At 27.4% G+C, this 23,253-nt stretch carries 20 protein-coding genes; all 20 read right to left on the bottom strand.

Annotated features, from left to right (window positions below; translation table 11 throughout):
- Positions 1-14: 14 nt before the first annotated feature.
- The 20 genes from J4863_RS08975 to J4863_RS09070 all read right to left on the bottom strand — a co-directional run bounded on the left by J4863_RS08975 (position 15) and on the right by J4863_RS09070 (position 23,234).
- Entirely contained in the window at positions 15-1,421 is a 1,407-nt protein-coding gene (locus J4863_RS08975) for an SWIM zinc finger domain-containing protein (protein ID WP_211619366.1), read from the bottom strand.
- Between the two features lie 333 nt (positions 1,422-1,754).
- Entirely contained in the window at positions 1,755-2,333 is a 579-nt protein-coding gene (gene rfbC / locus J4863_RS08980; RefSeq protein WP_211619367.1) for a dTDP-4-dehydrorhamnose 3,5-epimerase, read from the bottom strand.
- 153 nt (positions 2,334-2,486) lie between these two features.
- The gene (locus tag J4863_RS08985) at positions 2,487-3,695 is read right to left on the bottom strand and encodes a dTDP-glucose 4,6-dehydratase (RefSeq protein WP_211618385.1); all 1,209 of its coding nucleotides are present in this window, start codon (positions 3,693-3,695) and stop codon (positions 2,487-2,489) included.
- A 171-nt stretch (positions 3,696-3,866) separates the two neighbouring features.
- Positions 3,867-4,712, bottom strand: a complete 846-nt coding sequence (locus J4863_RS08990; protein WP_211618386.1) for a glycosyltransferase family 2 protein — start codon at positions 4,710-4,712, stop codon at positions 3,867-3,869.
- 10 nt (positions 4,713-4,722) lie between these two features.
- Positions 4,723-5,691, bottom strand: coding sequence for a ribose-phosphate diphosphokinase (locus J4863_RS08995; RefSeq protein ID WP_371815578.1), 969 nt, complete (start codon positions 5,689-5,691; stop codon positions 4,723-4,725).
- A gap of 15 nt (positions 5,692-5,706) precedes the next feature.
- Entirely contained in the window at positions 5,707-6,798 is a 1,092-nt protein-coding gene (locus J4863_RS09000) for a family 16 glycosylhydrolase (RefSeq protein ID WP_211618387.1), read from the bottom strand.
- A gap of 18 nt (positions 6,799-6,816) precedes the next feature.
- Positions 6,817-7,725 (bottom strand): UTP--glucose-1-phosphate uridylyltransferase GalU, encoded by a 909-nt coding sequence (gene galU, locus J4863_RS09005; RefSeq protein WP_211618388.1) that lies wholly within the window; start codon positions 7,723-7,725, stop codon positions 6,817-6,819.
- A gap of 185 nt (positions 7,726-7,910) precedes the next feature.
- Entirely contained in the window at positions 7,911-9,557 is a 1,647-nt protein-coding gene (locus J4863_RS09010; protein WP_249111524.1) for an AAA family ATPase, read from the bottom strand.
- 23 nt (positions 9,558-9,580) lie between these two features.
- Positions 9,581-11,275, bottom strand: coding sequence for an AAA family ATPase (locus J4863_RS09015; protein ID WP_211618390.1), 1,695 nt, complete (start codon positions 11,273-11,275; stop codon positions 9,581-9,583).
- Between the two features lie 109 nt (positions 11,276-11,384).
- A complete protein-coding gene (rfbD, locus tag J4863_RS09020; protein ID WP_211618391.1) occupies positions 11,385-12,242 on the bottom strand; it encodes a dTDP-4-dehydrorhamnose reductase in 858 nt (285 codons plus the stop codon).
- Positions 12,243-12,271: 29 nt separating this feature from the next.
- Positions 12,272-13,252, bottom strand: a complete 981-nt coding sequence (galE, locus tag J4863_RS09025) for a UDP-glucose 4-epimerase GalE (RefSeq protein WP_211618392.1) — start codon at positions 13,250-13,252, stop codon at positions 12,272-12,274.
- A gap of 94 nt (positions 13,253-13,346) precedes the next feature.
- Entirely contained in the window at positions 13,347-13,859 is a 513-nt protein-coding gene (locus J4863_RS09030; protein ID WP_249111525.1) for an ATP/GTP-binding protein, read from the bottom strand.
- A gap of 359 nt (positions 13,860-14,218) precedes the next feature.
- Entirely contained in the window at positions 14,219-15,301 is a 1,083-nt protein-coding gene (locus tag J4863_RS09035) for an acyltransferase (protein ID WP_211618393.1), read from the bottom strand.
- Positions 15,302-15,344: 43 nt separating this feature from the next.
- The gene (locus tag J4863_RS09040) at positions 15,345-15,779 is read right to left on the bottom strand and encodes a GtrA family protein (RefSeq protein ID WP_211618394.1); all 435 of its coding nucleotides are present in this window, start codon (positions 15,777-15,779) and stop codon (positions 15,345-15,347) included.
- Positions 15,766-16,764 (bottom strand): acyltransferase, encoded by a 999-nt coding sequence (locus tag J4863_RS09045; RefSeq protein ID WP_211618395.1) that lies wholly within the window; start codon positions 16,762-16,764, stop codon positions 15,766-15,768. The genes J4863_RS09040 and J4863_RS09045 overlap by 14 nt, the downstream gene beginning before the upstream one ends.
- A gap of 33 nt (positions 16,765-16,797) precedes the next feature.
- Positions 16,798-17,784, bottom strand: a complete 987-nt coding sequence (locus tag J4863_RS09050) for a ribose-phosphate pyrophosphokinase (RefSeq protein ID WP_211618396.1) — start codon at positions 17,782-17,784, stop codon at positions 16,798-16,800.
- On the bottom strand, positions 17,778-18,356 hold the full coding sequence (locus J4863_RS09055) for an HAD-IB family phosphatase (RefSeq protein ID WP_211618397.1): 579 nt from the start codon (positions 18,354-18,356) through the stop codon (positions 17,778-17,780). The genes J4863_RS09050 and J4863_RS09055 overlap by 7 nt, the downstream gene beginning before the upstream one ends.
- Positions 18,357-18,359: 3 nt before the next feature.
- Positions 18,360-19,253: a UbiA prenyltransferase family protein gene (locus J4863_RS09060; RefSeq protein WP_211618398.1), complete on the bottom strand. Its 894-nt coding sequence runs from the start codon at positions 19,251-19,253 to the stop codon at positions 18,360-18,362.
- Positions 19,250-21,445 carry a hypothetical protein gene (locus tag J4863_RS09065; RefSeq protein WP_211618399.1) on the bottom strand — a complete coding sequence of 732 codons (2,196 nt, stop codon included), beginning with the start codon at positions 21,443-21,445 and terminating at the stop codon, positions 19,250-19,252. Before J4863_RS09065 ends, J4863_RS09060 begins: the two co-directional genes overlap by 4 nt.
- A complete protein-coding gene (locus J4863_RS09070) occupies positions 21,438-23,234 on the bottom strand; it encodes a glycosyl transferase (RefSeq protein ID WP_211618400.1) in 1,797 nt (598 codons plus the stop codon). The genes J4863_RS09065 and J4863_RS09070 overlap by 8 nt, the downstream gene beginning before the upstream one ends.
- Between the last annotated feature and the right edge of the window lie 19 nt (positions 23,235-23,253).

The raw sequence follows: 23,253 nt of genomic DNA on the forward strand, positions 1-23,253 counted from the left end.
TCCTAAACTCCACTCTAAAATCCAAAACGAATAATTTTATCATCAGTTATGATGCTTTGTGCTTGAGCATAAATATCTCTACCTTCATAAAATAATTTTACAAACATCACTTGATTTTCCAAACATTCATTTGGCAAAAGTTCATAAAAATTTTCTGAAAATTCCTTGTTTTTCTTATCTCTAAGCTCTATCATCTTTTGATTTTTATCAATTAAAATATATTTTTTCTTACCTTCTTCTTCAACAAACATAATTTTTTCAAATTCTAGTAATAAAGCCACTTCATTATTTGTCAAAATATTTTTTAATTCATTTTTAGCAATTTTTACAGCATGATCTATACTTTGAGCATGTTTTTTTATCTCTTTGTAACAAGAACTTTCAATTTTATCAAAACTAGCAACATCCCATCTTATTCTCTTATTAACTCCACCTGGATAAAAAGTTAATGTAGGCACCGTCAATAATGAAAAATTAGAATTTTCCTGCTTAATATATTTCATCGCCGAACGAGGTCTATAATTGGCAGTATATGACACTTCCCCACTCTCTAAATCAATCCAGTATCCACAATCTGTAAAAATCTTACTAGCCTCATCATAATTCACTTCAAATGAAAGCTGCACCAATCTCGCATTTTCCTTTTTTAACCCCAAATCATTCAACTGAGTTAACTTCCACACGCCTCCTAAATCCTCATACAACGTATTATCCGTCAATTCTGGATCATTCTTTTCAAGTTGCTCATTCAAAAACTCTCTACCTTTTTTCTCAATCGCCCTCAACTTTTTCAAACATTCTAAAGCCGTCTGATAATGTCCCTTATCTTGATCCTCTTTATACGCCTGAATTTCCAAAAGTAATCTTTGAAACAAAACTTGTGGTCCTGGCAAATAATAATCTCCCAATTGTTTTACAATATCTCGATACTCTGTAATCGAAACACTCCCCATTGCAGAAAGTCCAACTTTCAATAATTGCGAACTTATTTTCTTTATCAAATCTAGCCCTTCAAGTTGCTTTTTAATTTTCTTTGTTCTAGCTGATTTAGATGCTTTTGAAGAAGTTTTTTTCTTAACTTCCTTTTCCTCATTCGCCCTTTTCGCCTTTAATTTTTCCTTTTTTTCTCTTTTCGCCAAAATATCTTCTGGTATTTCACACTCCTCAAATTTTTTCCCTTTCAATATCTCAAATAACAAAGCTAATCCATGCTTACAAGGAAATTGTCTACTTGGACAAGTACATCGTGTAACAGGATTTTCTTCATCAATAAAATCCACTGAAACCGTATAATTCGATTTCCCACTTCCCTTACACTCGCCCATATACAAAGTATCGTCAACCGAACGCCATAATTTCAAAAATGCCCCTTTATCGCACAATTTTTTTGCATTTGAAATCGCCGAAGCATTCGGAGCCATAGCAAGAATTCTACTCTCCTCTAATTTCTTCACAATACAAACCTCCTTCTTTTTTATCCAAAATTCACTCAATTTTTCTAAATTTATCTAAACAAATAACACTAAAACAAATATTGAAAATTTAAGTAAAATAATTTTAATTTATTATAACACAATTCACCCTAAAAATATGAAAATATTTTTGCATAAAAAAAGTTCCCACTTTAATAATAAAATGAGAACTTCTATACGAATATTAAGGGTGTAAAAAATTTTGTGTAAATAAAATAGCGAAGTACTTAATTTACTAGATTTTCTATTAGTTCACACAAAATTCTAGACACTCTTGCAACATTAATATTTTTCAAAATATTTCTTATTTCTATCAAAATTCTGATGTTTAGTATCCTTATCAGAAATTGTCAATTCACTAGGATCAATCCCAAATTCCTCAAATTTCCAGTCAATCCCAATAGTTTCGTCATTCCACATAATTCCACTATCATATTCTGGCGAATACAAATCCGTACATTTGTACATAAATTCTGTATCATCTTCCAATGTCAAAAATCCATGTGCAAACCCTTCTGGCACATAAAACATAGTCTTATTAGCTTCTGTCAACAAAACTCCATACCACTTACCAAAAGTTTCGCTATCTTTTCTCAAATCAACAGCAACATCGTAAACACTACCTTTTGCAACCCTAACAAGTTTCCCTTGAGTATTTTGAGTTTGAAAATGCAACCCTCTCAATACGCCTTTTTTCGATTTTGAATGATTATCTTGAACAAATTCCATCGTAAGTCCCAATTCCTCAAACGACTTTTTATTATATGTTTCCAAGAAAAATCCTCTTTCATCTCCAAAAACTTTTGGCTGAATTACTACTAAATCTTTTATTGGTGTTTTAATTACTTCAAAATTATTCATAATTTTCTTGTATGACATTATAACAAATGCCATATTCTCCTTTCTTTTTCATTTTTTTAATCTTTAATCCTTTTTATAGCAAAATCCTTCTTCTCAATCTAAAATCAAAGAATTATAATTTATAAAAATTCAAAACTTTGTTATTCAATATCCCTATTTATTTCCATACATTTCATCATAGTATTTTTGATAATCTCCAGAAGCCACTTCATTTACCCATTCTTGATTTTCTAAATACCATTTTACTGTTTTTCTAATTCCTGTTTCAAAATCAGTTTCAGGATACCATCCCAATTCTCTCACAATTTTTGAAGGATCAATCGCATATCTCATATCGTGACCCAATCTATCTTGAACATAAGTTATCAAATCATAATTTACATTCGCCAAGTCAGTTTTCAACACCTTTTTGTATTCGTCATTCGCAGTAATTTCATCCTTCAAAATATCAATTACCAATTTTACAATATTAATATTTTGCTCTTCATTAAATCCACCAATATTGTAAACTTCTCCCAATCTTCCGTTTCTCACAACCAAGTCAATTCCTTTACAGTGATCCTCAACATAAAGCCAATCTCTTACATTGTCACCTTTCCCATAAACAGGCAATTTCTTCCCTTCAAGCACGTTTTTTATCATCAAAGGAATCAATTTTTCTGGAAAATGGTACGGACCATAATTATTCGAACATCTTGTAATATTTATCGGCATTTTGTAAGTTTCTCCATATGCAATTACAATGTGGTCAGCTCCTGTTTTTGAAGCAGAATAAGGACTTCTAGGATCAAGCGGTGTCTTTTCTGTAAAAAATTTATCTCCATAAGTTTTCAAATTAGTTCTATTTTTTACAACCTTTTTCACTTCTTCATCTTCAATTACCAAATCAATCGCTGTTTCATAATCCTTAGACAAACTTCCATAAACCTCGTCAGTAGATACTTGCAAATATTTCACACCATCTTTGTAAATTGGATATCCATTTTCATCTTTTGAAACAGTCCAAGCTTTTTTGGCATTTTCCAACAAATTCTGAGTTCCTAAAATATTTGTTTCCAAGAAAATTTGTGGATTTTCAATCGATCTATCAACATGCGATTCCGCCGCAAAATTCACCACAAAATCAACATCATTTTCAGAAAAAACTCTCTCAATCTCTTTCCTATCCCTAATATCAACCTTCTCAAATTTTACTCTTTCATCCTTCAATTCCTCTTTAATCGTCCCCAAATTTCCCGCATAAGTCAATGCATCAACAACTACAACCTTTATATCTTCTTTCCCTTCATACTTTTTCAAAATATATTTCAAGAAGTTTGCACCAATAAACCCCGCTGCTCCTGTCACTAAATATGTTTTCATTTATTTCCCTCCTAAACAACTCATATTTTATAATTATATCACTTTAAATTTAAACCTCAAAACTTATATTTTTTTCTTTCAAATACTAAAAATAGCATAAATATTAAATTAAAAAATTTATAATCTAATACTTATGCTTAAAATATTTTAATATTCTAAATTTTAAATTTCTTATTTTTTATTTTCTTTAGAATATCTTCTTCTAGTTTCATCATTTTTAATTTTTCGCTCTTTATCAAAAAACCATCCCCATTTATTAAAATACTTAATGGCAGATTCTATATGGTATATTAATAATTTCTTTGATCTATACGAACCTCTTCCATGTTTATGAGCTATCTCTGAAAAAGGATAATAAACAGTCTTGTATTTTTGTCCTATTCTTCGACATAAATCATAATCTTCCAGGTACATAAAATATCTTTCATCAAATCCACCTACTTCTCTTAAAGCTGAAACCCTTGCAAAAATAAAACATCCTGAAAGTAAAGGAACTTCCATTATTTGATTAAAATCTGACCATCTCATTTCATAGTCATCATTCATTTTACCCATAATACTTTTAAATGGAAGAAAACGCCTAAAAATCAAATTCATTGGCGTTGGAAATAATTTGTTCTGATAACTAAAATTTCCATTTTCATCTGTAATCTTAGGCCCTATCTGTCCAATTTCCTCATGCTCTTTCATGTACTCGACAATTTTTTCAATTGTATTTTCTTTAAAATAAATATCTGCATTAATTGCTAAATGAAATTCAGATAATTTTGGATCGCCTGCCACTTTTTTAATAATTCGGTTATGTCCTTCTCCAAAACCTTTGTTCGCATTATTAAAAATATATTCTATTCTATCGTCATTTATTTTCTCAAAAAAACTTCTTAAAGCATCCGTCTCAGAATTATCTGAAATCCACAATTTAAAATTCAACTTTATCTTTTGAAAACATTTTATTATTTTTTCTAAATCTGTTGTTGGAGTATTGTAAGTCACTATACTCGCTGTAAAATCATACATAACTATACCTCTATTTTTTAAATAAGTTACTTACTTCTTTTCCAGTAACTATTCTTCTTAATACCTCTCCAAAAATTTCATTTGTTGACAAAATTGTTAATTTATCAAATTTTTTATCCTCTGACAATTCAATTGTATCTGTCACTATAATTTCTTTTATTGGAGATTTTTTCAATCTCTCAACAGCCGAATCAGAAAAAATCGCATGTGTCGCACAACAGTAAATTTCAGTTGCTCCATTTTCCATCAATGCATCTGCAGCCATTTCTATCGTTTTTGCCGTATTTATCATATCATCAATTATAATAACTTTCTTTCCACGGACATCTCCAATTATATTTTCAATATCGTGCTCACCATTTTCATTTTTTCTTTTCTCAATTATTGCCAACGGTATTTCTAACCATTTTGCCAATTCTCTCGCTCTTTTTACTGAACCAATATCTGGTGCAACAACAACAGTATTCTCATCTTGCGAAAACCCTTTTTTCTCAAAATAATCTGCCAAAATAGGTAATGCTTCCACATGATCTAACGGAATGTCAAAAAATCCTTGTACTTGCTTTCTATGTAATTCCATCGTAACAATTCTAGTCGCTCCAGCTGCTGACAATAAATTTGCAATTAATTTTGAAGTAATAGGATCTCTCGGATCAGCTGTTCTATCTTGTCTAGCATACCCAAAATACGGAATTACAGCTATTATTTCCTTCGCTGAAGATCTTTTCAACGCATCGATAAATATCAACAACTCCATAATATTTTCATTCACATCACCAGAAGTCGATTGTATAACAAATGCCTTACTTCCTCTAATACTTTCCAGCGATTTCGTAAAAATTTCCCCATCAGCAAACTTCTGAATCTTATTTTCTGATAATTCTACTCCCAAATATTCAACTATTTTTTTTGATAATTCCAAACTAGCTGAACCAGAAAATATATTAATCTCATCCTTATTAAATTTTCTAATTTCCACTAAATTGTTCTCCTTCTATTTTTTCTTGTAAACTCTTACATAATCTACTTTCATTTCTGTAGGAAAATCCACATCTCCATCGCTTCCAGTTTTATTTTCTAATGCTACATTTATCATAATAAAATAAGGTTCTTTAAATGGATTCTGCCCACCTTCTTTTTCCATTTGCTTCATTGTTCTTCTTTTGAAAACTCTACCGTTAAATAACCATTTAATTTCATCTGAATTCCATTCTATCGCATAAGTATTAAATTTAGTCAAATCCTCATTTTTTCTGATTTTTTCACTATTACCTGTAAACATTTTATAAGTATTATCTGCTTTTAAAACATGTGCAGTTCCTGTTACTTTTGTTAAATCTGAACCATAAATTTCAAAAATATCAATTTCACCTAAAGCTGGTCTCGAAGAATTTCTACTATCATAACTTTCTGGCCACAACCAAAATGCAGGCCAAGTTCCCACACCTTTTGGCATAGCTGCTCTCATTTCAATTTTTCCTTCTTGCACAGAAAACTTCCCTTTAGTATGAACTGCTCCCGAACTATATAAAATCCTTCTTCGTTGCCCATTTATATCAACTGTTTTCCCATTCTCTTTTTTTACTTCTAAAATTAAATTTCCATCTTTTTCTTCAACATTCTCTTTCAAATAGTAGTGTTTTACTTTAAATCCTGATTGGTCAACCAAATTTCCATTTTCATCCAAATAATTCCCAGCACTCCATGGCAAATTGTTATCTCCCCAGTAAGACCATTTTGATAAATCTAAACTATCTCCATTAAATTCGTCACTCCATACCAACTGCCAAGAATCTTTATCGTCTTTCTTGAAAATTTTACCTAATACTGTTTTCTTCTTCCCTTTTGAATTTTCATTATTAGTATTTGTTTCTTCTGTTTTATCTTTTACTTCATTTTCCGTTGTTATACTATTATTTGAATTTGAATTTACATTTGTATCTATATTTTCCTCTGATTTTTTCCCTTTTATTTTGTTTTCTATCTTCTCAACTACTCTTTTTACTTTACTTTTCTTTTTGGCCGCTAATCCTACACTATTTAAACTCAAAATACCGATTAACACTAATATACTTAATTTCTTCATTTAATTCCTTCCTTAAACTCACTTTATTTTATTTAATTTCTCCATCAATTCTTTCAAATATTCTTTCGCTCTGTCCTTCAATTCAGGATGTCTCAATCCAAACTCCACATTTGCCACAAACATTCCAAATTTATCCCCTGTGTCATATCTAAATCCATCGTAATTATACGCATACAATTTCCCTTTATCATTCTTCATATCCAAAATTGCATCTGTCAACTGAATTTCTCCACCTTTTCCAGGCTTCGTATTTTTCAAATATCCAAAAATTTCTGGTTCCAATACATATCTTCCCAATGCAGCTAATCTACTAGGTGCCTCTTCCAACGATGGTTTTTCCACAAAATTTTCTACTTCAACTGTTCTCTCATCAATTGTTTTCAAAGGCTTAACAATTCCATATTTATTAACATCTTTTTCAGCAACCTTTTGAACTCCCAAAATATTTCCACCATTCAATTCAACATATTTATCAATCAATTGTTTTGTAACAGGAGCCTCACCTTTACTCTCATCAGTATAAATAATGTCATCCCCCAACACTACTACAAACGGTTCATCTCCAATAAACGCTTCTGCACAACCAATCGCATGTCCCAATCCTAACGGTTTCTTTTGTCTAACATAATAAATATTCGCCAATTTTGAAATATCATCGACCACTTTCAAAAGCTCTAATTTCCCTTTTTCCTCCAACGTTTTTTCCAACTCAAACGAATAATCAAAATGATTTTCAATTGAACTCTTATTTCTCCCCGTAACAATAAGAATCTCCTCAATTCCAGAAGCAATCAGCTCTTCAACCAAATACTGCAATGCTGGTTTATCTACAATAACTAACATTTCTTTAGGCTGGGCCTTTGTCGCTGGCAAGACTCTTGTTCCTAATCCTGCTGCAGGTATTACTGCTTTTCTTATTCTTTTCATAAATTTCTCCTTTTTCTTTTCTATATTTTTAAAATTTTTCAACTTTTTATGTATAATATTTTTTATTAGGAAAATCTCTTTTTTTATTATTTCTACTATTCCAAAATTTTTTTAGAGATCCCTTTTAATTGTACCATATTTTTAACTTTTTACAAACAAAAATAGCTCAAAGAAGTAACAAAATTTTATAATTTTTCCCAATTTAAATCAACTTTTTTACCACAAAAAGCTATCCCGATACATAATATTTTTTCTACACCGTCATTTCGCATTTTTGTGTCATATTTTTTTTGTTTTATTTGCTTAATAGCCTCTTTCGTTGCTCCTTCTAAGTCTTTTTCTTCTGAAACTACTTTGAACTCAAATATATATCCTAATTTTATTTTATCTTTAGGAGTCAATGTCAAATCTGTTCTCCCAAAACCTCTCTCTATATTTGAATCTATCTCATACCAATCTTCTAAATACAAAATACTTCCTAAAATTAAATTATGATAAGGCTTTTCATTAATTTTATCTCCATCATGATAACTATAAAATAATAACATAATCTGTTGTAAATAATACTTGTACATGTCTATATTTCCATCTAATAATGCATTTATCATTTGATTAAAGGTACTTTTATCACTAAAATTCTCATTAATAAATGAATCTTTAAAAAAAGACTGTACCTCATAATTTGGTATTTTTAGTTCATATTCTTTATTACTAATTTTTTTAGAAATCGTTAAATATCCACTAAATAACATTAACTGCCATATTTCTTGAGGATTTCTCAAATTTGACATATTTGAAGTCAAATTTATTATTTTTGAAACTGATTTCCCTTCAAATATTTTTTTTAAATCTTCAAACATACTTATCTGTGAATTTTTAATTAATCTATTTATTGTATTATCATTCGAAGTATTTACCCAATATTCAACTAATTCTTCACTACTTAAATAATTTATTATACTCCAAGGATTATAAATATTACTTTCTCCAAATTTGTAACCATTATACCATTTTTTTACTTTTTCCAATTCTTCTATTAATTTGTATTCTTTCAAACTTTTTTCCACTTCCTTTTCAGTAAGCCCGAAATAATTCGAATACTTTTTATCTAGGATTGTATAAACTATTAAGTTGTTCAAATCTGAAAAAATCCCTTCTCTAACAATTCTCAATATTCCTGTCAGTACCCCTTTTTCTAAATACTTATTCCCCTTCAAGGCTGACCCATATAAAGTTCTAAAAAAATTTATTGCCTCTTCATAATAACTAAACTCATAAGCATATATTAATGGTGTATCATATTCATCTATCAATATTATCGCTTTTTCCCCATAATATAAATACAAATATTCACTCAATTTTTCCAGTGCCAACGACCATATTGGTTCCTTTTTTCTTAGTAAAATATCATTGTATTCTTCTTTTTTTATCTCATCCAATTTATCCAAAACATACCTATGTTCATAATACAAATCATAAATATTACTTTTTATCAACTCATAAGTCTCTTCCCAGTTCTTTTTCTTTATATCTTTAAATGATATGTAAATCACAGGATATTTCCCTTGCTCTCTTCTATACTCGCTTTTCGATATATACAATCCTTCAAACAAACTTTTATTCTCTTTACAATTTCTAACATCAAAAAAATACTTTAACATCGACATATTTAAACTTTTTCCAAATCTTCTTGGTCTCGTAAATAATACTACTTCAAAATCATTTTCTAGTAACTCTTCAATCATTTTTGTCTTATCGAAATAATAGTAATTTTTTGTTATTAAAGTTTTAAAATCATCAATTCCTATTGGCATTGTTTTTTTATTCTTCATACTGTTCTCACTTTCTATCTCTATCATTCCCTCTCAAACTTCATCTCAAACTCTTTTCCATAAAATGCAATCCCAATCTTTAAAACTTTCTCAATCCCAGCATTTCTTAGAACTGAAACATATTCTTTTTCTTCAATTTGTTTCAACGCAATCTCACACTCATTTTTAAGTTTTTCCCTAATTTGATCTTTATCTAATTTTTCAGTCACATTTACAATTTTTAATTCAAAAATAATGCCTTCTTTCCTTCTTAAAATATTTTTCGGTTTCAACAATAAGTCATAGCGACCTTTCCCCGAAAAATTATTCGATGTGATTTCATACTCATTCTTCAATTTTAAAATTAATCCTAAAATTAAACCATGATAAAACTGTTCTTTATACGCTCCACTCACATCAAAAATTCCTACATTCTCCAACAAAATTTTATTCAACTCTAATTTGAATTTTTCAATATCTCCATTTTTTAACGCATTGGTCATATACAGAAAAGTTTCATAACTCTCAAAATATATTTCAATAAACATTTCAGAAAACATTTTTAAAATTTCTTCATTCGGTATTTTTAAATGAATTTCTTCTTCACTTTCATTATATCCTTCATTCAAAGTCAAATATCCGCTATGAAAAAACAAATTCCAAATATTTTTTTCAAAATTAGCCTCCAAATTCCCAAAAGTCATATTGTCATTAACTCTTTTTAGAATACTTTCTTTATTCAATAATTTTGAAAAATCATCAAAAATTTCATCTTTTAATTTCTGCAAATATAATTTAATTAATCCATTCCCACTCGTATTCACCCAATAAGGTTTTAATTTTCCACGTTTTAAAAAATTAATAATCGACCATGGATTATACACCTTCATTTCTCCAAATAAATATCCATTATACCACTTCTGAACATCAATTAATTCATACTCCAAATCAAAATCTTTAAGGGAGTCCTCCACTTCATTTTCCATAATCCCAAAATACTCTGTAAATTCACTATCCAAAATCGTATGAACTTCCAAATTATTCAATCCTGAAAAAATATTCTCTTTCGCAACTCTCAAAATACCAGTCATAACTCCCATTTCAAGATATTCATTATCCTTCAAAACCAATCCATAAAAACTTTTAAAAAAACTGATGGCTTTATCATAATATCCCTTAATATATGAGTCTATTATTGGTTGATCATACTCATCTATCAACACTACTACTTTTTTCCCATAATATTCATACAAATATTGCACCAAATTCCTCAATGAACCTTCCCAATCTCCATCGTCCTTTTCTAACCAAATATCCTCAAATTTCTGTAGTTCCCTTTTATCTAAACTATCCATTAAAAATTTATTCTCTGCATACATATTAGCAATTGTTGTTTTTATAGTTCTAAAACCTGTTTCCCAATTTTCTTTATCGTAATTCCTAAACGAAATTGAAATTACTGGATAATTCCCCTGTTCTCCAAAATATTCACTTTTAGAAACTTCCAAATTTTCAAATAACTTCCTATTTTCTTCTTTATTTCTAACATCAAAAAAATACTTCAACATCGACATATTCAATGTTTTCCCAAATCTTCTTGGACGAGTAAACAGCTTTACTTGTGCTCCATCTTCCAAAATATCTTCTATAAATCTCGTTTTATCAAAATAATAATAATTTTTTTCAATTATATCTTTGAAATTCGATATTCCAATCGGCAATTTTTTCTTCTTTTTCATATTTTCTTCATTTCCTTTCTAAAATTCCCTATTTCTTCTAACATACGTTCACCTCTATTATACAAAAAAGACTAGAACAAATCTAGCCTTTCTCAATAAAAATTCTATTTTACAATTCTCCATTTTCCTTCATTTCTTCAAGAAATCTATCAATTCCTGACTGCCATGTAGGAATTTTTTCTCCTAGCAACTTTTCTACCTTACTAGAATCCAATTTTGAATAAGCTGGTCGTTTTGCAGGAAGATTAAAATCAGCTGTTTTTGCCCTTCCTAACGTTCCTTTCCAACCAATTTTTTCTAAAACATACTTAGCTTGGTCATATTTACTCGCAATTCCATCATTTGTAATGTGACACAATCCAAATTTTTCAGTTTGGATCAATTTCCATGAAAATTCAGCTAAATCCATCGAATAAGTTGGAACTGACATTTGATCATCCACAATATTCAACTCATTTCGAGATTTGCTCCAATTTATAACTTGCTTATTAAAATTGTTATTAGCTATCCCAAATACCCATGAAGTCCGTATCACAAATGATCTATCATACGCCTCCAAAACGTCTTTTTCTCCTTGGGCCTTCGATTTTCCATACTCTGAAACACCATTCGTTTTATCATCTTCCATATAAGGAGAATTCTTCTCCCCATCAAATACAAAATCTGTCGTATAAGTAACAAAAATCGCCCCAATCTTTTTAGAAAATTCAGCCAATTTCTTAGGTGCCTCAGCATTTAACAACCAAACCTTTTTATCAGTTTCAGCTTTATCAACATCATTGTATGCTGCACAATTTATCACATGAGTAATTCCTTCATTTTCTTGAAAGAATCTGTTTAAATCTTCATCATTTGTAATGTTTAATTCTTTGTGATCTGTTGCAATGTATTCGATATTTTTTCTATCAAATATCTTTTTGAAATCGTGGCCTAATTGGCCATTTGAGCCTGTTAGTAGTATTTTCATCTTGAAAAATCTCCTAATTTATATTTAATCTAGTATCTTCTATTATTTTCCCATTTCCAAGCTGAGTTAATAATTTCTTCTAATGAATATTCAGGCTCCCATCCTAATTCTTTCTTAGCCTTTTCACTATTAGCAACTAATACTGCTGGATCTCCTGCTCTTTTCTCTACAGTTTCTACTTTAAAGTCTTTTCCAGTTACTTCTTTTACTTTTTCAATAACTTCCTTAACCGAAAAACCTTCTCCACTTCCAAGATTGTAATTTAAACTTTTATTCTCTTTCAACATTTTTTCCATACCTAAAATATGTGCTTTTGCTAAATCATAAACATGAACAAAATCTCTTATGCAAGTACCATCTTTTGTTGGATAATCATCTCCAAATATTTTTATGCTCTCTCTTTTTCCACTAGCCGCCTGTAAAATTAATGGTATTAAATGAGTTTCCGGAATGTGACTTTCTCCAATTATTCCATCTTTATCACTTCCACTAGCATTAAAATATCTCAAAACAACACTTTTTAAGCCATATGCCGTATCATAATCTTCAAGTATTTTTTCTACCATTAATTTACTCTTACCATATGGATTAATCGGTAATTGTTGGTGAGTTTCGTCTATTTTATCTTTAACAGGTTCTCCAAAAGTTGCTGCTGTAGAACTAAAAATAAAGTTTTTAACTCCTGATTCAACCATTTGATCTAATAATTTTGTTACTTTAACAACATTATTTTCATAATATTTAGCTGGTTCCTGAACTGATTCCCCAACTTCAATAAATGCTGCAAAATGCATAACTGCTGTAATATTTTCTTTTTCAAATACTTCTTTTAGTTTTTTTCTATCTCCCAAATCACCTTTTATAAATTTTACATTTAATATTTCAGCTACATCTTTGTAACCTTTTGATAAATTATCATAAATTATTGGATTATATCCACTTTTTTTTAATAGATTTACTGTGTGAGAACCGATGTATCCTGCTCCTCCGATTACTAGTATATTTTTCATAAACCTTTCCTTTCTTTTTTGGTATTTTTTATTTAATAATTATCACAAAAAAACAACCAAAAATTACTGTGTCTATTTACTGAATTTAAATTTTTTACCTTTTTTCATCTAATGATGCCCCCACTCTATAAAAAGCTCTCTTTATATCAGATTGTTTTGTCTCTTTATACAATTCCTCATCCTGTTCTTGAATGATTAATTCCCTTAAATACATATCCCTCAAGTTATTACTTGGTTTTGCATACTTAAATTTTATATATCTGTTATTTGGATTTGTTGTAGAAAATACTATTTTCTTTTTATCAATTTTCTCAAGAATTCTTAGGTTATGAGAAGTAAATATTACTTGACCTTTTATCTCATTAGATAACACTTCCAGTATTTCTCCTAACAAATATTCAAAAATTCCCGAATCCAATTCATCTATTGCCAAACAGACTGAACGTTGATTATAGACTGCTATAAGTACTCCCAATATTGAAACAATTCTTTTTATCCCTTCTGATTCATATCTTAATGAAATAGGTTTTCCTTCTCTTATAGAACGTAAATCTGCTATTATGTTTTTTATCCCATCATTGCTTATTTCTTCTTTTTGCTTTTTCAATTAAAATTGATTTCAAAATAAATAATACATCTATAACTTTGTTTTTCCAGAACCATTTTGACCATAAATCCCTAAAATGCCTCCCAATTCTAACTTCAATATATTTTTTATATCTGAATTTAAAAAAACTTATTTTACCATTTTGAAAATTTTTCAAATTTTATATTCTTATATCTAATATTTTTACAATTGTATTTTCCATTTTAGACCCCTATTTTTTATTTATAAATCAATTATATTATTAAAAAAAGATATTTTTTTTACGTTTTTTTATTTTAATTATTCGATTCATTAAGAAAAAAATACGACTAATATTCTTTCATAATTTTCATTGAATAGATGTTTATTTACCTCTTATCTCATACACTTGTTTTCAACTCTTTGTTCTTATTTTTATTTAACAATTTATACTTTAAATTTATTATATTTTTTTCAACAAAATAATAGAATAAAAATGATGTTATTAATAATAATATAATGTAATACGATATATTTAACCCACTTAAAGGATTTTTAACTTTTAAATAATTCATTAATTCGACAAAACAAGGATGTATAAGATATATTGAATAACTTAATTTCCCAAGAAAAGACACTTTTTCTAATGCTTTTGAAATAATTCCATTTTCATAAGCAAAGATAAATACTAAAATTCCTGCAAAAATAGGAAAAACATACTCATTTTCACCATTGTAATGCTTTGAATTATAAACTCTAATTATAAAATAAATTATTGTTATTTCTAATATTGTAAAAATTTTCCTTTTATTTTTAAACTCTATATTTTTAAATTTTTGATAAAGAATTGAACATAAAGTTCCAATACTGTAAGAAGCTAAAAGCCTTGAAATAATTATCGGAACATCAAAATATCGAAATATTTTAGCAGCTATAAAATTTGTTGAATAATGTCGTAATATTCCAATAGAAATTATATATGTCATAATAGAAATAAAAATTAATCCTTTATCAAATTTCTTTTTAAGAAAATAAACAAATGGAAAATAAATAGTTCCTATCCAATATTCTAATCCCAAAGCCCACGCTACTCCAATCATACCTCCAGTAACATTTCCATTTAATCCTAAAATTTGTAACAAAAATAAATTTATTATCCATTCATATAAACTTATTTTTATATGTCCCATAAATTTAACAAAAATAATTTGATAAATAGTAACTAATATCATATATGGTATTAACAACCTTATTGTTCTTCCAAAAAATAATTTATTAAGATATTCATCTACATTTAATTTTTGATCTTTTAAATTTTGTGTTAATACAAAACCACTTAATACAAAAAAAAAGTCTACTGACAGCATAAAAGAACGTGGAATTACATCATGATTACCATTCCAAGTAAATAAATGTCCTAATCCAACTAATAAAGCTGCCAAAAATCGGAAGCTTTCTAAAACTTTAAAATTTCTTTTTTTCATAAAATTTACCTTTCCAATTTTTATAATAATTTAATATTCAGATTTATGTAAAAATAAAATGTTTTGAAAAAATATAATTTAATACTATAACTATAATATTCGATATTACTTTTACAAGCAATGAGAATACTGACCTATTTTGGATTGAAATAAATCTATTTACAAAAAAGTCTATCCCCACTACAACAAAGATTTGATCAATAATCGCTGTTATACCTCTCGCTAATATAAATTGAATAAATTCTTTTATAGCTTCTTTACCTTTATTTTCACTTTCAAAAACCCATATTCTATTAGTGAAATATTGAAATAATATACAAATAATATTATCTAATACATTACCTAATCCTATTGACATTTTAAATACATTTATAAATAAATAAAATAATATAATATTTAATAATGTAACAGTTATTCCAAAAATAAGATATAACAATATTTCCTTATTTAATATTTTCTTTATATTAACTTTCAACATTTAAATTACCTCTACTAATAATCTTATTAAATTGTTTTTCAACCCAAATAAAAAGATATCCTATAATTAAGGAAGCTATTATATTAATTATAAATGCAAATATCATTTTTAATTGCCAACTAAACTTTAAAAAAGGTAAAATATAAAATAAAATAGAAGCTCCTATTCCTTGACTCATATAAAAATATAAACTATTACACCCTACAAAACTCAAAATAGGAATTTTTAAATTTAAAAATGTTGATTTATGAAAAAAATGTAATATTAAAAATAATGATATCATTGAAGCTACTACATAAGGAATACCTACTGGGAATTTATAATCCTGTAAAACAATTTTTTTAGATAAATAGATAGATAGATAAATCAATATAGATACTAGAGATAGAACTATATACAGATATTTATATTTTTTCATTGCTCCCAAATAACCTATCAAAATACAAGAAATAAAAAATAAAATTGAATAATTAAAATTATAAAAATTAATTTCTATTTTTGTAAAATATGTAAATAAATAATAGAAAAAAATTAAAATAATAACTGTAAATAACTTTTTAGGTGAATATTGTTTTATTAACATATAAGATACTAATAATGCTATTACATAAACAGGAACAAACCAATAACTTCCACTAACAACTGGAAATTTATCCAATACAGCATTATAAAAAAATAGTGCTGAAAAGAGATTATTTACATTAATATCCATAAATAAAATTTGATAAGCTAAAACTAATATAAAAAAACTAAAAATTAATTTTGTTACTTGTTTTATAGGGTTTATATTCTTTACCACAGACATTAACATTCCTGTCAATAAAAAAAATATCGGAACATCTATTAATAAAGATAAATTTCTCATATATTCTGGAACATATGAACTTCCACTCCAAAAAACCGTGTGTATAAATACTACAGAAATTGTTGCTAAACCTCTTATATTATCAATATAATAATTTCTATTCTTTTTTTTATTTCCCATTTTTTATTTCCTTTCATCCCATTTATAATTATTTTATTCTATACTTTCTACTGGAATTTCAAATAAATCACTTATTGCTTCACTTGTTGTTATTCTCTTAATCGTTTCAGCAAACATTTTACTCGTTGTTAAAACTCTCAATTTATCAAATTGTTGATCTTCTGACAATTCAATTGTATCTGTTATTACAACTTCTGTAAATGCTGAATTTTTTAATCTTTCAATTGCTGGACCTGAAAATACTGCGTGAGTCGCACATCCATAAACTTCTGTCGCACCTTTGTCTATCAATGCTTGAGCTGCGTTACAAATTGTTCCAGCTGTGTCGATCATATCATCTATCAAAATTGCTTTCTTACCTTTTACATCTCCAATTATGTTCATAACTTCTGACACATTCGCTTTTGCCCTTCTTTTATCAATTATTGCAAGTGGTGTATGCAACCAATTTGCCAATCCTCTAGCTCTTTTTACTCCTCCAACATCAGGTGATACTACAACTGTATCTTCTGGACTGAATCCGTATTTTATGAAGTGTTTTGCTAAAATTGGCAATGCTTCCATATGATCTACTGGAATATCGAAGAATCCTTGAATTTGTCTTGCGTGTAAATCCATTGTTATTACTCTTGTCGCTCCTGCTACTGTCAATAAGTTTGCCACTAATTTTGATGTAATTGGCTCTCTGGGACTTGCTTTTCTATCTTGCCTTGCATATCCATAATAAGGAATTACTGCTGTTATTTCTCTTGCTGAAGCTCTTCTCAACGCATCAATAAATATCAATAATTCCATTAAACTTTCATTTACTGGTTTTGAAGTTGATTGAATAATAAATACTTTACAACCTCTAACACTTTCATTCGATTTTACAAAAGTTTCTCCGTCTGCAAATTTTACTATCTGATTTGAAGATAAATCTATTTCAAGGTACTCTGCTATTTTTTTTGCTAATTCTTTACTCGATGACCCCGCAAAAATTCTTATTTTTTCTTTATCTTCTTTACTCAAAGCTACCATTTTATTTGTTCCTTTCCATCAGTCCATTTTTCTATTTTTTCTCCTTTTACAATCCAAGCATTTTTAGAAATCAAAAACATTGGCGTATCAGAATAATGATCTGAATAAAAATTTTCTATTTCTCCATTTGGAAATTTTTTTTTAAATCTTTTTACTTTTTCTTTACCATAACAATTTAAACTATTAAATCTCCCAGTTTCTTTATTAACTTTAGTTGCAATTAAATTAATTCCTAACTTATTAATTATTGGACTCAATAACCATTCAGGAGAAGCAGAGATAACTACATCTTCTTTATTTTTCTGATTTAAATACCACTGTTTGATTTTTTTTTCATTTCTTAACCAAAATTCTTCTATTTCTTTATCAATATTTTTTATTCCTTTTAAAAAAGAAAAAAATTTTTCTTTATACTTTTCTTTTGTTACTTTTTTTAAATGATATAAAATCATATAAAAAACTTGCTTAGGAAAGTATCTTATTAATGTGAAATCCTTTTTTATCGAAAATAAATAAAAATCTATCGTGCTATCTCCATCATAAATAGTCTTATCAAAATCATATACATTCATCGTTTATCCTCCTATAAATAAACTTCTATAAAAAAGTATTATTGTTGATAATATATATAATATAACTAAACCTATCAATATTTTATCAGACATTAAAACCTCTACTGGATCTCCATCACTTTCTCCTAATTCAATAGCATAACTGTATCTTAAAAAAATAACAATAACTAAGGGAACTGTCCAAACAAAAATATCACTTCCAACTATTTCTGTTGTTCTCGGATCAACAGTCCACAAAGAATAAAAAACCAATGTTAATGCCATAAAAATATTCATATTTTTATCTAAAAATTCATAAGAATATTTTTTTAGGACTTCTCTTGTATTTTTATCACTCTTTATTTCTAATTCTCCACGTCTTTTACCAAATCCCATATAAAATGAGAACGTTATCACAATTAAATATAACCAATAAGAAATTGGAACATTTACAATTGCACCACCATATAAAACTCTCAAAAGAAATCCTGAAGATAATAATACTAAATCTAAGACTGGCTTATTTTTCAATCCTAAACTATATAATAAATTTATCAAATAATACATAACTAGATATAACGTTGATATTGTAAGTAATTTATGATCATTTCCATAATAATGAAAACAAAAAGATACCACAAATAAAAATATTGAAAAAACTATCGCATTTCTTTTTGAAATTTGACCAGAAGCTATTGGTCTTTTACACTTTTTAGGATGCTGTCTATCTTTTTCAGCATCCATAGTATCATTTATTATATAAATTGTCGAAGAAAGAAAAGAAAATGCTAAAATTGCCAAAAATACCGACAATAATTTATTAAAATCTGTAATTCCTTTTGAAAAAAATAACGGTACCAAAATTAATCCATTTTTCAAATAATGTTTCGGACGCATTAATTTTATATAATTTTTCATTCTATATTTTCTCCTTCTACTAACAATAAATTCTTTCCTTTTCTTAATCCTATTAAAATAATTATAATTCCAAGAGGTATCAACCATAAAGTATATTTCCAACTGGCTGGAAAATATTTTATTTCTAATGTTGCTTTATCTAATCCTTTTGGAACATTATCAAGCTTTATCAATCCCTTTTCGTTTGAAACGTTAATCTTTTTACCATTTATATAAGCTCTGTAACCTCTCCAATAAACTTTACTCATTATGATGTATCCATTTTGGGTTGATGAAATCAAATATTTTTCTTTATTAGCTTTATCTTCTAATAAATTATTTGCTTTTATTCCTTCTGATAAATAAGAAATATTTCCTACTGTATTTGATTTATCTTTAACAAAATATATTGCATTGGGATTTTGTACATTTCTAGTTGAATATCCACAACCTTGAATTTTATTTTTCATATCATCATTCAATTGATCCTTAAATATTGCTATTGAACCAATATTTAATAAATCAAAATAACAAACATTACTATATTTATTTGATAATGCATTTACTGTTGATTCTTGATTAAAAATATGGTGTGCTGATTCTGGATATCCTAATAACTCCATAATTTTCTTATTTCCAACAGGAGAGTATCCATTTATAGTTTTCATGTTAAAATATAGAAATTGACCGTAATGTAAATCTTCCAAATTTTCCACAGGAGTCTTCCCATTCGTCAAAGATAATAAATACCCATTTTTTTGAAAACTATTTTCCAAATTAATATTAGGAGTTACTCCATCTAGTGGCAAAATTCCATTTGTAGATTCTTGAATAAATAATATTAAAAACAACATGAATATTGTATACACTATAGAAGAAACTAATTTAAATTTACCTTCTTTCCAAACAGTATAAATATAAAATATAGTTAAGATAAGAAATACTAAATTAACTTGAAACATTTTAGCAAAATGTTCCTCGACTACAAAAAAAGACAAAAAAGCAGACACACATAAAGTCCCAATAAATATTTTAAATCTATATTTAGTAATTTTTAAATCATTTATACTTAAACTATACATCGAAAATATTATCAATATTTCACTGAAATAAGGTAAAAATCTAAACTGCCAACGAAGCGGTCCTAATTGAGTTGGAAGTTGAGAAGACATGAAAAATAATAGAATTAATATTCCTAAAAATTTTACATTTTCCCCTTTAAATATTTTTTTTATATCTTTAATAAAACAAATTAAAATCAATATATATATTGATGAGTATGCAATAGGAATTTTTATTATCGAATAGCCACCAAATTTATTTATAAATGTATAGTAATTTGGGATAAATGTCATTAAAATAGAATTAAAACTAGGAGTTAAAAAATTACCATAATTCCCAAATCCATTAGGACGATCAATCAATTTTGAAGAAATAACATATTCTGAATAAATATTAATTCCTATCAAAAATATTCCCAAATGTATAAATAATAATATCATTATTTTTTTATATTCTCTTTTAAAAAATAATTCTATTAAGTATACCGTTATTACAAAACCATATGATATTACTGAATGTGGCCATCCAGAAGCTAATATACATAATACAGATATTACATTAAGAACCAAATACTTTATTTCAAATTTTTTTCTTAACAAAAAAATACTTGCTAATGCAGCAACAAACCAAACTTGACCGGCTGCGCTATTCCACCAAGAAGCTAAATAAAAGTATAAAAAAATAGGATTTATACAAAATAAAAAAGCTACTACTACTTTATTTTTTATATTTAAAGCTTCTGATATTTTCTGTGCAAAAAATGCCATTAATACAAAATTAACAAATGCTACTAGTCTCGATATAGTTAAGAATGATTCTATTTTAACTGACAAAATAGATAAAATAATATTTTGTGGCAAAAAAATCCCTCTATCTATATCAATCATCATATTTTGACCAATAAATGTATTTTTTATTATCAAAGGTATTTCCTTATTTAACCACATTCGTCCCACCGCACGATAATACGGTAAATAGGAATTCTGTGCATCATCATAAAAAAAGAAACTTTTATCTGATAACGTACACACGAGAACTATAAATAACGCTATTATTAATGAGTATAATAAATTTATTCCATTTCGTTTCCAAAAACTTTGTTTTGAAAAATTTTCTTGTTTAACTTTCATCATAATAGTTTCATTAGTCATTATTGTCCCCCGTTCTATTAAATTGTTTTTTCCAAAATTCTTCACTTGTAAATTCATTGTATGTTGCTCTGTAATCTTTTCTTAATTTTCTATATTTAAGAGTTAATATTGTAATTGCCTTTAAATATCTAAATACACATTTAAAGAAAGTTCTCTTACTATGAGCCACTACATATCCTTTTTTAGTAGGTTGATGAATATAAAGTACTTTAGGATATCTATAAACTTCTTTCAATATACCACCAAATGATTTATTTTGTGCAACTATTCCTTTCTTAAAGAAAATTTTAGGTAAAAGATGCCCATTCAATGTTATTCTTATTAAGAAATTTTTTAGTTTATCTTTAGGACCATTTGTCCCTTCTTCTCCTGTTACACTTGGATACTGTTTAGCTTGTGATATGACTTCAAAAGGAACATCTATTACTTTCTCTTTATTGACTAAACTTAAAATTTCTGGTCTTCTTTTCATCATATCTACATTATTTCTCCAGAAACTACTTCCTTTATTAACATCTTCTATTGCACAAACTGAAGCCAATGCTGTTTCATACTGATAAGTTAATAATTGTCTTAAAAGCATTCTAGCTGTTATTTTTAATGTAGGTATTAATCCATTATTAGGAACTAATCCATGAAAGTATTGCATAATATGATTTCTTGTATCTAAATAAAATGGTAATGGACCATTTTTTAATGCAAAATCTTCTTGCCAAGAAGAAATACCGTTCATTGTAATTATTTTAAATTTATGAACTAATCCAAATCCTATATCATCTCCTCTTACAAAGTATGGAAATGCATAATGTTTTACTTTATTTATAGGAAATGCAAAAAACCACCATCCAGCATAATCTATCGGTACTTCTTGTTCATTAATAAGTAAATCAACAACATGCCTCAAATCAAGTCCCAATTTGTTTGGTCTACAAATACCATCAAATCTAGCTCCATTTTCAAATTGTCTAAATGGCTCAATTTCCCTCAACATTGCTCCACCTATACATAGTTCTGGATCTTTAGCATATTCTAAAACATTAATTGTTCTTTTTAATCCTTCTACTTCACACGAAGCATCATCATCCATAAATAAGCAATGAGTGAATTCACCTCTTTCTTTTAATTCCATTAATCCTCGAGTAAATCCACCAGATCCTCCTAAATTTTCATTTGGAACTATTGTTATTCCTTCAGTTTGTGGTAAATTTTTACTATTATCTACTACGAAAATTGATACTTTATTTATAAAATCCTTATCTGTTAATAATTCTCTTTTTAATCTTGCCATTGCTGGAAGAACATATTGTTGTCTATTAAAATGTGTTATAGAAATTCCTAATGATATCTTATTTTTTATTTCCGTATTTGTAAAATATGAAAAATCATATATTTCACTTTCATCAGATGCCTCTATAACAAATGCTAACATTCCATCTTCTAAGTCATCCCAAAAATCCAATGCTATATTTTTTTCTTCTATACTTTTACTTTCTAAATAATCTTCTTTTAAAATTTTCATACCATAATGTAATCGATGTAATATCCATGAGATTTTTATTTTCCCTTTATATTTTATATTAAAATTCAGATCTTCTATACAAGTATATTTTTTCCACTTCCCTATACTAACACTATTAAAATACGTGTCTGTGTGAACTTTTCCATTTTTTTCTAAATATATAATTGAATCACTCATGTTTATGATTGCAAAATTATTTAACCTAAAATATAAATCTTTTTCTGTACACATTCCTATTTTAGGAAATACACTTCTTTGTAACTTATTCATAAAATTTTCTCCTTCAATT

This window comes from Leptotrichia sp. oral taxon 221 (genome assembly GCF_018128245.1).
GTDB lineage: Bacteria > Fusobacteriota > Fusobacteriia > Fusobacteriales > Leptotrichiaceae > JABCPH02.